Genomic DNA, 14,864 nt, shown 5'->3' with positions numbered 1-14,864 from the left:
CATCAACCCTTTAACGCGCCGGCAGTGAGACCGGAAACGATTCGGCGCTGGAAGATCAGCACCAGAATCACCAGTGGGACGGTGACCACCACCGATGCGGCCATCAACAGCCCCCAAGGCAGCTCATGAGGACTCCCGCCGGAAATCAAGGCGATGGCGACCGGCACCGTGCGTTGCGTGTCGGTGAGGGTGAAGGTCAGGGCAAACAGAAACTCGTTCCATGCGGCGATAAAGGCCAACAAGCCAGTAGTGACCAATGCGGGCCATAGCAGCGGCAACAGCACCCGGGTAAGCGTGACCCAAGGCGAAGCGCCATCCATGATGGCCGCTTCTTCCAGTTCATGGGGCAGTTGCCCCATGAATGTGGTCAGCACCCAGACAGTGAAGGGCAGGGTGAAAATCGTGTAGCTCAGGATCAATGCCCAGGACGTGTTGTACAGGCCCAGGGCGCGGATCACTTCGAACAGACCCGACAGTACAGCGACCTGCGGAAACATCGACACGCCAAGAACCAACATCAAAACCGTGCCACGCCCTCGGAACTTCACCCGGCCCAAGGCATAGGCGGCGGTCACGCTGAGGAACAGCGCCAGCGTCACCACACACAGCGCCACCACCAGCGAATTACCGATCGCCCGCAGGAATGAAGCTTGATGGAGTACCGCCGCGTAGTTGGAGAAGTCGGGGTTGTCGATCCAGTAGCTCACCTCGAACAAGGCGCTGGACGGCTTCAGTGAAGTCACGATGGCGTAGTAGAAAGGGAAAACCGCATACAGCAGCAATACCCCGATCAGGCACCAGAACCCGAGGCGCAACAGTGCTTTTTTCAGTAGGCGCAGGTTCATGACCGGACCTCCAGTTGACGGCGTCCGAGGTAGAGATAAAGCATGGCGATGACCGCAACCACCAGAAACAGCAGCGTCGAGGCCGCGCTGCCGTAACCGACGTCCTGGAACTCCACCAGGTGCTGGCGGGCATACACCGACATGCTCATGGTGCTCGACGAGTTCGAGGTCAGCACATAGATGACGTCGAATACCCGCAGCGAGTCGAGGATGCGGAAGATCGCCGCCACCAGCAGTGCGGGCATCAGCAGGGGAAGGGTGACACGCCAGAACACTTTCAGCGGATGAATGCCATCGACCCTCGCGGCTTCGTAGCAATCGCTCGGCAACATCTGCAAGGCCGCCAGCATCAGCAGCGTGACAAACGGCACGGTCTTCCAGACGTCGACGAGGATCACCGCCCACATCGACAGGTCCGCATCGGCCGTCCAGGCCAGGGGCGCGTCAATCAGGCCGAGGCTCAGCATCAGGTGATTGATGATGCCGAACTGGTCGTTAAGCATCCATGACCAGATCTTCGCCGAGACAATGGTCGGAATCGCCCAGGGAATCAGAATCATCGCCCGCACCAGAGAACGGCCGGTGAACTTGATGTTGAGCAGCAACGCCACCAACAGTCCCAGGACGACTTCCAGCCCCACCGACACCACGGTGAAATGCAAGGTGTTGCGCACAGCGTTCCACCATTGCGGATCGACCAGGATGCCCGACCAGCTGGAGCCGTTGTGGAACAGATAATTGCTCAAGCCGATGAAGGATCCGCCAGCGGTGTCCGACAGACTGGCGTCGGTCAGGCTGAACCAGAATGTGCGCAGTAGCGGCCAGGCCGCCACCAGGGCCAGACACAGCAACATCGGTGTCAAAAACAGCCAGGCGGCGCGTACTCGACGACGCTGCACAGGCGTTTCCCTGGTGAGCAGAAGCTCGTCACAGGGGGCATGGATAGTAGAGACAGACATGGTGATTTTCTTCCTTGTGGCTTACCAGTTCCGGCGTTTGATGCGCGTGAGTTCGCTTTCCAGCTCGGCCAGCGCCTGATCCACAGGCAACTCGCCCGCCAGCACACCATGCACTCGATCGAAGAACGCATTGGAGACCCGTGGATAGCGATCGGCAGTGATGGAGGCGGGGCGCATGACCCCATCGTTGAGAATGCTATGGAGCTGACTGTAATAAGGCATTGCCGCGAGCAGTTCGGGATCCTGATACAGCGACTCGATCACGGGGTTATAGGCGGCGGCCAGAGCACGATGTTTTTGCTGTTGGGCACTGGTCAGGTAGCTCACCAGTTCTGCGGCAAGTTTTGGATGGGCGCTGTAACGCGACACCGCCAGGCCCCACCCACCGAGGGTGGAGGCATGGGTACCGGTCTCGCCGCCACGGGGCAGGGGAGCGACGCCGACTTTGTCTTTTACCGCACTGTCCTGGCTTTGCACCAAGGCCCAGACATAAGGCCAGTTACGCATGAACAGCGCATTGCCCGACTGGAATACGCCACGGCCTTCCTCCTCGGTGTAGTTGAGTACGCCACGCGGGGAGATGTCTCCTACCCAGCTTTTCGCCAGGGTCAATGCCGTTCTTGAGGCCTGGTTGTTGACCACGATGTCGCCTTGCGGATTGACCAGCCCGCCTTGCGGTTGGCTGCTGATCCACTCCAGCGCATTACACGTCAGGCCCTCGTAGGCGCGCCCTTGAAAGATGTAACCCCAGGCATTGGGGTTCCCGGCGTTGCGCTCGGCTTGCTGAACATCCCTGGCCGTAGCGGTCATATCCTCCCAGGTCTGGGGAACCTGCTTGTCGTACTTATCGAGCAAGTCCTTGCGGTAATACAGCAGGCCCGAGTCGGTGAACCACGGCATCGTCACCAGCCGTCCGTTCACCGTGGCGTTATCCACTTGTGCCTGGAAGTAGCCCTGGGTCGCATTGGCAGGAAGCACTTCGCGCAGATCCATCAGATGTTTGGCCAGCATCCCTGGCCACACCATATCGATCTGAATGATGTCGATGTCGGAGGACTGCGCACTGAGGATCTGTTGGTAGAACGACAACCTCTCGGTTGCCGAGTTAGGTGTTGAGACCACCTCGACGTGGTTGCCGGTCTGTTTGGACCACGCCTCGACAGCCTCTTTGCAGAGTTGTAGCTCCGCACCCACCGCGCCGCAGGAGATCGTCAAATCAGCTGCGTTCGAGAGGGATGGAAGCCCGGCACAAAGGGTGAGCAGTGCTGCTGGAAGAAGAGATTTAAGCTGTTTCATAAAGCCCTCTTTATTTTTGTTTTTAGAAAAGTTAACGTTAACATCGCCAAATGTAGCAGCGTATTTGCGATGAGGCACCTTTTTTTTCGTCGATTTCGACAATTCGCAACTCACGAAAAATGGCCGGTCGCGGGAACAAGACAATAAAAACAAAACAGGAAATCCACATGAAGAAAGCATCAAGCTGGCTACTCGCAGGCGTGCTCAGCACCTCGGCGACGGCCTCTCAGGCCGCTACTCTGGAAGAACGCATGGCCTCGTTTGAAGCCCGTACCAGCGCAGCGGAGAAGCGTGCGGCCGCAGCCGAACAGCAAACCCAGGCACTTGCCAGGGAATTGCAGCAGATCAAACTCGCCACTGCTCCCTTGCAGCCCGCCGCGTCTACTGCGGCAGTCATTTCGGCGCCCGCTTTGGATACCCGAGTGGCAAAACTCGAGGCCCGTCAGCAAAGCCTGGAGAAAGAGGGCAGTACCGGACACCTCACTGATGGGTTCAGCTTCAACGGCTACGCCCGCTCCGGATTGCTGATCAACGATCGGCTGGGTGGTGGTCGTGGTGGCCCTTATGAAACGCCCGCCGGTTCAGTCGGTGGTGCAGTCGGGCGACTCGGTAACGAGGACGACACCTACATGCGTATAGACCTGTCGAAAGAAATCTATGCGCAAAACGGCACCCGTTCCAAATTCACGGTCTCCATCGCCGACGGTGTGGAAAGTTCCAATGACTGGACGGCTGACGAAAGCAAACTGAACGTGCGCCAGGTATTCACAGCGCTTGACCATCTCGCTGCGTTCAAGGGCAATTCAGTGTTCGAGAACGCCACCCTGTGGGCAGGCAAGCGATTCGATAGAGATAATTTCGATATCCACTGGCTGGACTCGGACGTTGTCTATCTGGCCGGCACCGGGGGTGGAATCTACGATATGCAGATGAACAAGAATTGGCGTTCGAACTACTCTTTGATCGGGCGTAACTACGGGGATTTCAGTCAAGGCGATCTTAGTGCCGATGTAGAAAGCTACATCCTGACCTCCAACCAGTTCTTCGAGGATGGTCAGTGGCAGTGGATGTTCAATGGCATCGGTGCAAAGAAAAACGATTTCGCTACCCGCACCAATGCAGCGGGTTTGACGCCTGCGGATTCCGGCTTGCACAGCATGCTGGCCAATCACCAGAAAAACTTTTTCGGCAGAGAAGGCTTCTTCAAAACGGCGCTGCTCTATGGGCAAGGTCTGGGAGCTGAGGTCAAGAACGTCGGCTCGGATGGTGAACTGATTGATGATGCCCGCGCTTTGCGTCTGGCACTTTACGGTGAGACACCCCTTGCGCCTGACTGGCGTATCGGCCCCAGCTTGCTGGCCGAACAGAGCAAGGATAGATACGTCAAGGGTGACGACTACCGCTGGCTGACCCTGAACGTGCGTTTGGCCAATAAAATCAACACCAATTTCGAGATGGCCTACGAAATAAGCTGGCAAACCATGAACCTCGACCCGAAGGACTATCTACAACGTAATGCGGTCGACGGTAACTTCTGGAAATTCACTGTCGCCCCGACATTCAAACCTGAGGTTGGAGATCTTCTTACACGTCCCGAATTGCGCGTGTTCGCAAGCTTCATGAACTGGTCTTCTGATCTGGACGGATTCAGTACCACAGACTCCTTTGGCATGACGGACTTCAAAGCCGGAGGTGTATGGCAATACGGTATACAGATGGAAACCTGGTTTTAATATTTGAGCGCGTTCGGCCAACATCTGCTTTGAGGTTGGCTATGCGAACTTCTCTGACTTCAACAAACCCTGCCTTTCATCAAAGCGCATTGAGTAAGTGATTACGGGTCGAATCTGATCGGCCAGCAGTTCCCTACGACAAAAAATTGAGGAAATGACGATGGTATTGCCTCGCGCAGTAGTATTTGGCGAAGCCCTGACCGATCTTGTCCAAGGCACTCCTGGACAGTGGAAGGGCTACCCGGGTGGTGCTCCCTGGAACGTTGCACGAGCGCTAAGTCGCTTGGGTGTCAGCAGTGCTTTTGCTGGGTCGGTGAGCATGGATTCACTGGGTGACGAGATAGTTTCGCAGTCGGAAGCGGCAGCATTGGATATGAGGTTTATCCAACGGGTAGACCGAGATCCTTTGGTCGCCATCGTTCCGTCGAGCCGTCCTCCAAGGTACTTTTTTGCTGGAGATGCCGATCTGTTTTTTGATCCGGATCTGATGCCCGAAGGATGGATCAACCATGCAGAGCTGTGTCATTTCAGCTGCATCAGTTTGGCTCGACAGCCACTCGCAGACAGGCTGGTTGAAATTGCTCAGCAGGCCAAAGAAGCCGGTAAACGGATTAGCTATGATCCGAATTGGCGCAATTTAATGGATAGCCATTATCGGGAGCAGACCTTCCCTACGATGACCACCCTTGCTGACATGATTAAGCTTTCCGACGAAGACCTTCGGCAAATTTATCCAGGGCTGACAGAACATCAGGCAATGGATGAGCTTCGCGCTCTTAATCCTCAGGCGCAGATCCTTTTTACCCGAGGGGAACACGGGATGATTCTCCACACCCCGGACAGCCAACTCGATCAGACGGCGATTGCCGTAAAGGTAGAAGACACGGTTGGAGCAGGAGACGCTTGTATGGCTGGTTGGCTGGCTGCAGAGTTGTTGGGGATCGCAGGCTTGAAAGAGCGCCTGCAATTTTCAGCGGCTTGCGCATCCATATCTTGCCGCCATGCAGGAGCCCATGCTCCAGCGCTAGCTGATGTGGAAGGTTTGCTGAAGCGGCTAGCACTGGCAAACCCAGGGGATTGCTCATCCGTGTAAATCTATCGCTACCACCTTGTGTTGGCAGTCAAATGCTCTAGTCCGCAGCTTTGGCCAATCGCTGTCGCAAAACTGTAATGTTGTCGTCATAGAATTGACATGACTTCTTACACACTTCAGCCGGCCTTTGGCCTTTTTCATGGATGAGCAAGCCCTATGCGTCGTGTCATATTCAATCAGAAAGGGGGCGTTGGGAAATCCAGCATTGCCTGCAACCTTGCTGCCGTGAGTGCTGCCGAAGGTTACCGAACGCTGCTGGTAGATCTCGATCCCCAGGCAAACTCGACTCACTACCTCACGGGCCTGACCGACGAGCACATTCCCGCAGGCATAGCCGACTTCTTCAAACAAACGTTGTCCGGTGGCTTTGAAGGCAGAAGGAATCGAGTGGCCATCACCGAGACCCTGTACGACAACCTTCACCTGGTGACTGCTAGCTCTGAACTGTCAGACCTCCAGTCAAAACTCGAGAGCAGGTTCAAGATCAACAAGCTGCGCAAGTTGCTGGTAGAGCTGTCCGAGGACTATGACCGCATCTATATCGATACGCCTCCGTCGCTGAATTTCTACACATTCAGCGCGCTGGTGGCTGCAGATCGATTGCTGATTCCATTCGATTGCGACAGCTTTTCTCGCCAGGCGATGTACCGTGTTATCGCACAGGTAGAAGAACTACGTCTTGATCACAATGAATCACTGAAAGTGGAAGGGGTGGTGGTCAACCAGTTCACCGGGTATACCGGCCTGCATCAATCTCTCGTGAATGAGTTGCTGGCCGAAGGCTTGCCAGTGCTACCGGTTTATCTGAGCAGCTCCGTCAAGATGCGCGAATCTCACGAAATGTCAGTTCCCATCATCCATTTGGCCCCGCGACATAAGCTTTCGCTGGAGTTTGTTGGCTTGCTGGACGCCCTGGAGCGGGCCGCTTAGCTTCATCACGGATGGGCTGTTACAAGTGTAATCGCCCCCTCAGGGGCGTCACTCCAGCCAGTGTCAAACCATCCAGAGCCTGTGATTCAAAACCAGTTCGTGCAGCTGAAACACTAACGAAACATTCCGGCCATATGATTCGCACCACCGAAACCTGGGAGGTTTGTAGATGAATCGGCCATCAAGAAGCATGCGCAAACTGCTCGACGCCGTTGCCACCAACAACGAGGCAGCGTCGCTTGATGTGATGCGTGCTGCAGAGCAGCTCCAGGATGAGGTGCTGCGCCAACGGTTGCTGAACTTGATTCATCGGCTCAACCAAGACGCCAATGACTTGCGAATGGCGCGGGACGATATCCAAGGCGGGGCCATCAAGCTCGCGTGACCCGCGTCCACCACTTGAAGCTGGTCCGCCTAAGCCACACTTTGGATGGTGCGATGAACAGCTTTATTTCAATCCCGGCAGCGCTGAGCCCTCCATGGCTTACAGCCAAAGCTGCTGCCAGGTAGAACGCTTACATTTGCTCGGAATCTGTTGTTCCTTGAGCGAATGAACTGGATGCGGCTTCAATCCGTTCCTGCAACTGAGTCACGTATGTCTTCGCTTCCTCCAGGTTCTGGAACGACACTGCATTGTTGTCGAGCCAGACCGTGCATCCACTGCCTTCCTCATGTGCTTCAATTCTGACGTTCATCTGCAATCCCTATGCGTTTTGGTGCGGCGGATCGTAGCGTACTTTTCAGATGTATCAAAATGAAACAAAGGCTCTAGATCAATGCTTTTGCGAAGAATCCGGTTCAGGCCACTTTGAAAAAAACAGTAGGAATGCTAGCTCGGCAGGTATCACCCCAATCACTGATGGAAATGTGAAAGCAGGGGGGAGATGCCGCTCTCAACGCTTGCTGAAAGCCAGCCGAGTGGCAAACAGAACAAAGACCATACCGGTGGTGCAATCCATCCACTTGATCACATTTTCACGCCGCAAAATGCCAGCCAGTGGTTGAGTGGCGCCAATCAACATTGACGACCACAGCAAACCGTTGGTCGATCCCGCTATCATGCATGGCGTAGATTACGAATGTAGATAACGCTATGCCAAGATTGTCATTCGCCGTCAGAATTTTGTTCGCATGCTGCCTTTTCATCGCAACCGCTAATCACATCCGTGCAGATATTTCGCATGGACTGCTCTGGGACTATGGATACGGGTCTAGCGCTTACTTGGCTAGCCGTATTTTCTGGGGGGCGCTTACGTTTTTTGACCCGCTTGCAGCTCTGCTACTTTTCATCAAGCCAAGAGCCGGAATCGTGCTTACGGCAACGATTATATTGGTCGACGTAATTCATAACACGTTCTACGTCGCATTGAAGGAGCAGTGGCTGGAGCCGTTCTACCTGTCCCAGGTAGCATTCCTTATCGTTGTATTCCTATTGTTACCCATCGCTTGGAATGGCCCTACTCGAGACGTAGCGCTCACCAATCCAGTCCGAGTGTGATTCGCTCCGAACGCCTGCCGATGCAGCGGGCGAGTGAGATTACCGAGTTGCTGCCGCACAAATGGGCGCTCGCTTAGCCACTCAAGGTGTGTTGGAAGGACGCTTTGATCGTTCATCAGTGGGGCACCGAACGGCCGAACCTGCAGTTCGACAACTGCGCGCAAATCGATGAAAGTCGTGACCCATTCTAGGAATGAACGAGGAGACATGCACTGTTTGCCACCCATGTGGAAGATAAAATATCGAATCGAGGGAGCGAGGACAAATGATCGGGATATTTGATTCTGGTAGTGGTGGACTGACGGTCTTCAGAGCGCTTCGGGATACCTTTCCTGATCAGCGTTTCGTCTATTACGGCGACCACGGCAACGCGCCTTATGGCAATCGAGACGCCGACACGATCTATGAGCTCACAGTATCTTCGTTGGAGCGACTCTTTGAGTTGGGGTGCTCGCTGATCATCGTCGCCTGTAACACGGCAGCTGCAACCGGCCTCCGCCGTCTTCAGCAAACATGGCTTCCAACTCGCTACCCGGACAAACGAGTGATTGGCGTTATCGTCCCAATGGTGGAGGCGATGACTGGTGTTCCTTGGTCAGCCGAATCCGATAGTGGCTTGCAAAACCACGGAAAGAAGACCGTGGCCGTCTTTGCAACACGCTATACCGTGGAAAGTCGAGTATTTGTCGAGGAGACCGCGAAGCGAGCGCCGAATGTTAATCTCGTGCAGCAAGCCTGCCCTAGTCTCGTTCGGCTCATTGAGGCAAATGCCCCGGTGCAGGATCTCAGGCGCGCCGTCCGACGTTACGTGAAACTGTTAATGCGGCGATTGGGCGAGGAACGCTTAGACGGTGTATTGCTCGGCTGCACCCATTATCCGTTGATCGAAGATCTGTTTGCAGAGGCCATCCCAAACGATGTCGAGATTTTCTCTCAACCAAAAGTGACGGCAAGCAGTCTTGCTGGTTACCTAGCACGTCATCCAGAATTTGCATGTGGTCACGAGCCAGGCGCCACATTTTGTACATCGACCAATCCGGAACATATAACAAAGCTCGCGTGGCGGTTTTTGGGTGACACCAGCATGCAGTTCAATGCGTTGCCTTGAATCCTGCGATGGGCACTTGACGCTAGAACTGGATTTTCGCGAGCTCGCTATGCAGCGGAAAACGTACGGCTGCGATCATGAGTTTGATCCAGTCTGCACGGCTCAATGGGCATGATCCGTATGCTTATCTGAAGGACGTTCTCACTCGCCTGCCGACTCAACCGGCGAGTGAGATTACGCAGCTGCTGCCGCATAACTGGACTCCCGCCTGATAACGTAAGCCGGGATGTACGGATGCTCACGTTGAAACGCCACAGGGAAGACTTGGAATGACTCGAATTATTGAAATCCTGATGTACACCTTAAAGCCAGGATCGGGATTGGATTTTCATCGAATAATGCAGGATGTAAGTGTTCCGCTTCACCTGGAAGCTGGCATGGATGTCGTTTCTTATGGCAGCTCATTACATGATTGTGACAGCTATCACCTGATTCGCGCCTATGAAAGCGAGAGCCATCGCCAAGTATCTCAAGATGTTTTTTACGCAAGCGCTGCCTGGAAGCAGGGCCCGAGAGAAGACATTATCAGTCGGATTGAAATCAGTACAACGACAGTTATGGCGCTCGCTCAAGACGTAATTGATGCCATCAGAGCTTCTAGAGCCGAAGCTCGATCCGCGTAGCTGACATCGACAAAGGCAGACCCCGTAGCCTTAAATGCGGGGGGATCAGGAAGATGTGTTGGCCGGACGGTTACCGTAGAAACTCCGTTCGTCGCAGTTAACGAATATCAGCGTCAAGCTTACCTCTGCCTGGTGGAGAAAATCGCTGGCATTTGGAGCTCCTTGTAGATAGCGAGAAACCTGAATCCTGAGGTGAATATCAAAGCGATCCAACCAGCGATCCGGATTGACGGAAATGTATCGCGCAGCAAGACATACAAGGTGCACCCCAGCAGGACTGGCGTGGCGTAGATCTCACGTGACATCAACAACGAGGCCCTGCCGGCTAGCACATCACGCGCTATGCCGCCCCCGATACTGGTCAGCACGCCCATCATCACTGCCAAAGGTGCACCAAGTTGTAATGCCATCACTTTCTCAGTAGCGACTAATCCGAACAGTGCGGCCGCAAAACCATCGAGATACAGCAATAGCTGATAGCGTTTGTGCAATCTATTGGTGAGAAAAAATGCCAGTAGTGAGGTAACCAACGCGACCCAGATGTAGTTGAAGTCTGCAACCCAGAAAATCGGTTGATCGAGCAGTAGGTCTCGAATGGTGCCACCACCAATAGCAGTGATGATGCCCAGCACTACGGCCCCGAACAGATCGACACCTACCTTTTGGATAGCCAACAATCCGGTAATGGCAAACACGGCGGTGCCCAACATTTGCTGAAAATAAAGCATCCATTACTCCGTTCTCAGGGTACCCATCAGGTGAACGATGGCGATGTGGGGAATGCAGGCGCGCGCCGTCTGCAAGGCATCGTCGTTGGCCTGGCAATGCGGGTTGTAAATGTAGAGGGTGCTTCACCCACCGGAAGTCTAGTGGGTTTGTGCCCTTCCCACATCGGAGACTGCATTGAGGTGGAGGAGAGGGGAGTGCTCGCATAAAAGTCGTCATGAGCGTCATGAGCGTCATGAGCGTCATGAGCGGTAGCCCCTGACGTTAAGAGGGATAATCGCCCATTCGGGCCACGTCCGGCTTGACTTAGGTCTGTCGGAAGGGCAGCCCTCATGGTTGCCTGAGAAATCCTGCGTCCCGGGATAACGGTGTTAGAAAAACATTTTCAGATCGGCACTCTCCGCCATCGCCTTGTTGCCAACATCACCGGGGTGCAGGTGGTCTCCCGAATCAATAAGTGGCAGTAAGCGAGTGGGGTGTTCAGGATCGCGGGTCAGGATATCGAAGTCGATCACTGCGTCGAAGGCGTGACTGGTTCGTATCCAGTGGTTGATCGCCTGGCGCAATTGTTCTTTTTCCGGGCTGTGATAATTCTTCACGATCGTTCCCTCCAGGGCGCCTTCGACGGGCATCAGCGTTGTTCCAATGATGCGAATGTTGTTCCGGCGCGCTTGATCGATCAGTTGACGATAGCCAGCAATCAGTTTTTCCTTGAGCGGTACGAGCCTGTCTGGTTCGAAGGAACTGCCCGGCCAACTGATGTCATTGATGCCGAGCATCAGAACCACCGTTTTTACCCCGGGTTTGCCCAGCACATCACGCTCGAAACGTGCCAGCGCGCTGACCCCCATGCCATCCTCGAGTAGACGAGCCCCGGAGATGCCGGCGTTGAGTATGGCGAGCTTCTGTGTAATCAAGCGCTGGGCGAGGAAGTCCGTCCAGCGTCGATTGCTGTCCAGGGTCGAGCCATTGCCGTCGGTAATGGAGTCGCCGAGCACCACGAGTGCACGGGTGTCGGGCGGTGCATCCACCAGAATGTCACTGAGAAACAGCCGCGCCTCCACCTGCTCGCGGCCTTCCAGCCGCTGAGCGTTGACCTGTTTTCCGGGTGTGATGAATGCCGTTTGTTTGCCATCCCAGTGGAAGGTCGTCAACGGCGTGTGCTGCGGCAGATAAAAAGAGATCGCAAGCTCACTGAGTGCTGGCACTGCCAGGTCTATCGGGTCACTGATCCGCGTTTCGCCCGCGGCGATGCTGACCTGCTCCTGATCGCTGAACGCTGAACGTCAGGCTGTGCCCGGAGCCCGCGCGAATGTGATCGATACCCTCTATGAAGGCGACACGCGCGGCACCGATGACCAGCGGTTGCCGGCCATATTCGTTAGAGACCACCACGCGTATACGGCTACCGCCGCTGCTGATACGCACTGTCTGGTGGATCGTGCTATCGGCCAGTGCTTGAGGAATTCGCGTGGGCAGCGGCAACTCATTGCCCCAGGTGGGTTGAGGGCTGGCCATCCAGGTGGTGACCCAGTTTTCCGTTGCCATGACAGGGCTTGCGGCAAGCAGGGCAGTCAATGCGAGAGATATTCTCGAGGGAAGGGCGGTCATCCAGGTTTCTCCTTGGTCGGTAAATGGTTCAGGAAGGCCAGATTGATCTATTCAAAATGAGTGTGGTAGAAGGGGAAACCCCATGCAGCCCATTCCTGAATCGAATACCCATGGACAATCTTAAGGCGATGCAGTGTTTCGTCCGCGCCGTCGAGCTAGGAAGTCTGTCATCTGCCGCCCGTGAGTCGGGCAGCACCCAGCCCACGGTCAGCAAGCTGATCGCCGCTCTGGAAAAGCAATTGGGAGCCCGCCTGCTGATTCGGGGCACGACCGGGCTGACACCTACCGAACCGGGAAAGCGTTTCTACGAACGTGCCAAAGGCGTGCTGGAGGAGTACAGCAAAGCTGTTGCAGAGGTGCGCGGTCTGACCGAACGCCCCGAGGGTTTTCTGCGCATCAACGTTCCAGTCAGTCTGGGAGTGTTGCGTCTGAATGCGTTGCTGTTGTCGTTCATGGAGCAGTACCCGGCCATTGAAGTGGAGCTGATCCTCAATGATCGTTTCGTCGACCTCACTGAGGAAAATGTCGACCTGGCCCTGCGCCTGGGAGGCAGCTTGCCACCGAACGCCGTCGCCCGACGCATAGCGACCTCACCGCGGTATCTGGTGGCAGCCCCTGAATACCTGCGCCAGCATTCCCCCTTGAAAAGCCCGGCAGACCTGAGCGAGCACAATTTCCTGCGGTTTGCTTGGTTGACCGCAGGCGATCGTCTGCAACTCAATGGCCCTCTGGGTGAGCAGGTAAGCGTCACGATTCAGGGGCGCTATCGAACCAACAGCTCATTGGCCATTCGCGACGGTCTTCTGCAGGGCGCCGGGCTCTGCATCACCCCGGCCTGGCTTGTCAGCGACCTGCTTGAAAGCGGGCAGTTGGTACGTGTTCTGCCCGAGTGGAATGGCCCGCCAAACGACGCTTTTCTGATTTATCCCGAGCGCCGCTACCGCGCACTGCGTACGCGATTACTGATGCAATATCTGGCCGAGCGGGTGGGGCAGTTACCTGGGTTTATGCCCTAGCTAAAAACCTCTATTGACGCAAACCGGTTGGGTCACAGGGCGAGAGGCATATCGTTTCCAACCAACGAGTAACGAGACGACAGGCTTTTTTCAGACCTGTTGAGTGACTGTGCGGAGCTGATGATATGAAATTGTTCAGGCCGTTGCTTCAGCGGCCCGTAGCCTTGCTGTGGGGAGGGTTGGCGCTCTCTTCGATCGGTGACGAACTCTTCGCGATTGCCATCGCCTGGATGGCGGTGCAGATCGCCGGAACCGATGCAAGCTGGCTCAGTGCTTTACGCGGTGCTGCCGCGTTGACAGGTGCTTTGCTGGGAGGAATATGGGCTGAGCGCTGGGACCACCGTCGCACGATGATCGGCGCCGACCTGGCGCGGGCCGGGCTTGCCTTGATTCCGGTGCTTGCTTGGGGGCTCGGCATCATGAGTCTGTGGATGCTGGCGGTGCCGCTCATGCTCATGATGATCGTCAACTCGTTGTTCGAGCCGGCGCTGCGCGCCAGTCTTCCACGGATTGCCGCGGCGCCGGACCAGCTGCAATCGGTCAACGCGCTGTTTGATGCGATCATCCGGGTCGCCCGGGTGATCGGGCCAATGCTGGCAGCGGCGATTACGCTGCTGATTCCAATCGAGCATCTGTTTACCCTGAACAGCATCACCTTCCTGATCTCCGCGTGGGCGGTCATGAAGTTGGGCAAGGCGTTGCCGCGCCAACCTGTCAAGGCAACAAGCCGGCGTGCCGGATTTACCGCCGGTTGGAGAAGTCTTGCGGGACGCAGCCAGATGCAGGCGGTGTATGTGTGTGCGGGACTGGGCAATGTTGCCTGGAGTGTGGGTATATCGATCGGCATGGCGCTGGCAGTCGTCAAATACGATATCCAGGGATTCGGCGTACAGGGTTTTGCTGCCTATGGCCTGATCATGGGGGCTTACGGGGCAGGGAACCTGATCTCCATTTTTGTTGTGGGCAACCTGCAGATCCGTCGCTTGTATCACGGGTTTACCTTCGGTTCCGTGGTTAACGGCCTGGGCATCGCGATCATCGGTGCGGCGGTGCTGTACCTGCCACCGGAACACGTCCTGACGGGGATGATGGTCGGCGCAAGTCTTGCGGCACTCGGCGGGCCACTGATCGACATCTCCTTCATTCTGCTGATTCAAACCCGGTTCAGACAAAGCGAAATCGCCGGGCTGGCACGGCTGCGTTTTGCGGCGCTGGGCGCGTCGATTCTGATTGCCGGTGCCTGCGGTGCTGCGCTGTATGCCCGCTTTGAAACCGGCCTGGTTATTGTCGGTGCCGGGATTTTCGAAGTGATCGTGGGGGCAATTGTGCTGCTAGCCCCCAAGGATAACGAAGTCATACAGGCGAACAGGGAAGACGGCTCTTCGTCGTCATCCTTGGCGGATGGCAGCGAGGTGGCCCGATGAAA

At 55.8% G+C, this 14,864-nt stretch carries 13 protein-coding genes and 3 pseudogenes; 9 read left to right on the top strand and 7 right to left on the bottom strand.

Annotation, left to right across the window (positions count from 1 at the left end; genetic code table 11):
* Positions 1-2: 2 nt before the first annotated feature.
* From KGA83_RS01680 to KGA83_RS01670, 3 genes are read right to left on the bottom strand one after another with little or no spacing between them, the layout of a single operon-like run.
* Positions 3-845: a carbohydrate ABC transporter permease gene (locus KGA83_RS01680; RefSeq protein WP_108215630.1), complete on the bottom strand. Its 843-nt coding sequence runs from the start codon at positions 843-845 to the stop codon at positions 3-5.
* On the bottom strand, positions 842-1,804 hold the full coding sequence (locus tag KGA83_RS01675; protein WP_223527890.1) for a carbohydrate ABC transporter permease: 963 nt from the start codon (positions 1,802-1,804) through the stop codon (positions 842-844). Before KGA83_RS01675 ends, KGA83_RS01680 begins: the two co-directional genes overlap by 4 nt.
* Positions 1,805-1,825: 21 nt before the next feature.
* Positions 1,826-3,100 carry an ABC transporter substrate-binding protein gene (locus KGA83_RS01670; protein ID WP_223527887.1) on the bottom strand — a complete coding sequence of 425 codons (1,275 nt, stop codon included), beginning with the start codon at positions 3,098-3,100 and terminating at the stop codon, positions 1,826-1,828.
* 167 nt (positions 3,101-3,267) lie between these two features.
* Between KGA83_RS01670 and KGA83_RS01665 the strand changes: the two genes are divergently transcribed.
* The 4 genes from KGA83_RS01665 to KGA83_RS01650 all read left to right on the top strand — a co-directional run bounded on the left by KGA83_RS01665 (position 3,268) and on the right by KGA83_RS01650 (position 7,241).
* Positions 3,268-4,833 (top strand): carbohydrate porin, encoded by a 1,566-nt coding sequence (locus KGA83_RS01665; protein ID WP_223527879.1) that lies wholly within the window; start codon positions 3,268-3,270, stop codon positions 4,831-4,833.
* A 160-nt stretch (positions 4,834-4,993) separates the two neighbouring features.
* Positions 4,994-5,926 (top strand): carbohydrate kinase family protein, encoded by a 933-nt coding sequence (locus tag KGA83_RS01660; protein ID WP_223527876.1) that lies wholly within the window; start codon positions 4,994-4,996, stop codon positions 5,924-5,926.
* Between the two features lie 156 nt (positions 5,927-6,082).
* Positions 6,083-6,856 carry a ParA family protein gene (locus KGA83_RS01655; protein WP_223527873.1) on the top strand — a complete coding sequence of 258 codons (774 nt, stop codon included), beginning with the start codon at positions 6,083-6,085 and terminating at the stop codon, positions 6,854-6,856.
* Positions 6,857-7,025: 169 nt separating this feature from the next.
* On the top strand, positions 7,026-7,241 hold the full coding sequence (locus KGA83_RS01650) for a hypothetical protein (RefSeq protein ID WP_218428201.1): 216 nt from the start codon (positions 7,026-7,028) through the stop codon (positions 7,239-7,241).
* A gap of 130 nt (positions 7,242-7,371) precedes the next feature.
* Here KGA83_RS01650 and KGA83_RS01645 read toward each other — a convergent pair whose 3' ends face one another.
* Together KGA83_RS01645 and KGA83_RS01640 are read right to left on the bottom strand one after the other, a co-directional pair.
* Complete coding sequence (locus tag KGA83_RS01645) at positions 7,372-7,551, bottom strand: hypothetical protein (RefSeq protein ID WP_095053983.1); 180 nt, start codon at positions 7,549-7,551, stop codon at positions 7,372-7,374.
* Between the two features lie 198 nt (positions 7,552-7,749).
* Positions 7,750-7,893 (bottom strand): annotated as a pseudogene (locus KGA83_RS01640) (LysE family translocator); the annotation flags it as partial.
* 726 nt (positions 7,894-8,619) lie between these two features.
* On the opposite strand from KGA83_RS01640, the gene murI reads away from it, so the two are divergent.
* The 3 genes and pseudogenes from murI to KGA83_RS01625 all read left to right on the top strand — a co-directional run bounded on the left by murI (position 8,620) and on the right by KGA83_RS01625 (position 10,085).
* Positions 8,620-9,462: a glutamate racemase gene (gene murI, locus KGA83_RS01635; protein WP_223527870.1), complete on the top strand. Its 843-nt coding sequence runs from the start codon at positions 8,620-8,622 to the stop codon at positions 9,460-9,462.
* Positions 9,463-9,488: 26 nt separating this feature from the next.
* Positions 9,489-9,674, top strand: a pseudogene (locus KGA83_RS01630) (transposase domain-containing protein); the annotation flags it as partial.
* Positions 9,675-9,731: 57 nt separating this feature from the next.
* Positions 9,732-10,085: an NIPSNAP family protein gene (locus KGA83_RS01625; RefSeq protein ID WP_223527867.1), complete on the top strand. Its 354-nt coding sequence runs from the start codon at positions 9,732-9,734 to the stop codon at positions 10,083-10,085.
* 119 nt (positions 10,086-10,204) lie between these two features.
* Here the strand turns inward: KGA83_RS01625 and KGA83_RS01620 are convergent, their stop codons facing one another.
* Together KGA83_RS01620 and KGA83_RS01615 are read right to left on the bottom strand one after the other, a co-directional pair.
* Positions 10,205-10,813, bottom strand: a complete 609-nt coding sequence (locus KGA83_RS01620) for a trimeric intracellular cation channel family protein (protein ID WP_223527864.1) — start codon at positions 10,811-10,813, stop codon at positions 10,205-10,207.
* Positions 10,814-11,182: 369 nt separating this feature from the next.
* A pseudogene (locus KGA83_RS01615) lies at positions 11,183-12,422 on the bottom strand (SGNH/GDSL hydrolase family protein).
* Positions 12,423-12,532: 110 nt separating this feature from the next.
* Here KGA83_RS01615 and KGA83_RS01605 point away from each other — a divergent pair.
* Both KGA83_RS01605 and KGA83_RS01600 read left to right on the top strand, forming a co-directional pair.
* Positions 12,533-13,438: a LysR family transcriptional regulator gene (locus KGA83_RS01605; protein ID WP_223527855.1), complete on the top strand. Its 906-nt coding sequence runs from the start codon at positions 12,533-12,535 to the stop codon at positions 13,436-13,438.
* A 125-nt stretch (positions 13,439-13,563) separates the two neighbouring features.
* Complete coding sequence (locus KGA83_RS01600; protein WP_223527852.1) at positions 13,564-14,862, top strand: MFS transporter; 1,299 nt, start codon at positions 13,564-13,566, stop codon at positions 14,860-14,862.
* Positions 14,863-14,864 lie beyond the last annotated feature (2 nt).

It is taken from the genome of Pseudomonas sp. GL-R-19 (genome assembly GCF_019956375.1).
GTDB lineage: Bacteria > Pseudomonadota > Gammaproteobacteria > Pseudomonadales > Pseudomonadaceae > Aquipseudomonas.
This window is presented reverse-complemented; position numbering and strand designations above follow the sequence as displayed.

Excerpts from the sequence above, each read along its gene's own strand:
- KGA83_RS01680 (WP_108215630.1), bottom strand. The coding sequence starts at position 845 with ATGAACCTGCGCCTACTGAAAAAAGCACTGTTGCGCCTCGGGTTCTGG.
- KGA83_RS01675 (WP_223527890.1), bottom strand. The coding sequence starts at position 1,804 with ATGTCTGTCTCTACTATCCATGCCCCCTGTGACGAGCTTCTGCTCACC.
- KGA83_RS01670 (WP_223527887.1), bottom strand. The coding sequence starts at position 3,100 with ATGAAACAGCTTAAATCTCTTCTTCCAGCAGCACTGCTCACCCTTTGT.
- KGA83_RS01665 (WP_223527879.1), top strand. The coding sequence starts at position 3,268 with ATGAAGAAAGCATCAAGCTGGCTACTCGCAGGCGTGCTCAGCACCTCG.
- KGA83_RS01660 (WP_223527876.1), top strand. The coding sequence starts at position 4,994 with ATGGTATTGCCTCGCGCAGTAGTATTTGGCGAAGCCCTGACCGATCTT.
- KGA83_RS01655 (WP_223527873.1), top strand. The coding sequence starts at position 6,083 with ATGCGTCGTGTCATATTCAATCAGAAAGGGGGCGTTGGGAAATCCAGC.
- KGA83_RS01650 (WP_218428201.1), top strand. The coding sequence starts at position 7,026 with ATGAATCGGCCATCAAGAAGCATGCGCAAACTGCTCGACGCCGTTGCC.
- KGA83_RS01645 (WP_095053983.1), bottom strand. The coding sequence starts at position 7,551 with ATGAACGTCAGAATTGAAGCACATGAGGAAGGCAGTGGATGCACGGTC.
- murI (WP_223527870.1), top strand. The coding sequence starts at position 8,620 with ATGATCGGGATATTTGATTCTGGTAGTGGTGGACTGACGGTCTTCAGA.
- KGA83_RS01625 (WP_223527867.1), top strand. The coding sequence starts at position 9,732 with ATGACTCGAATTATTGAAATCCTGATGTACACCTTAAAGCCAGGATCG.
- KGA83_RS01620 (WP_223527864.1), bottom strand. The coding sequence starts at position 10,813 with ATGCTTTATTTTCAGCAAATGTTGGGCACCGCCGTGTTTGCCATTACC.
- KGA83_RS01605 (WP_223527855.1), top strand. The coding sequence starts at position 12,533 with ATGGACAATCTTAAGGCGATGCAGTGTTTCGTCCGCGCCGTCGAGCTA.
- KGA83_RS01600 (WP_223527852.1), top strand. The coding sequence starts at position 13,564 with ATGAAATTGTTCAGGCCGTTGCTTCAGCGGCCCGTAGCCTTGCTGTGG.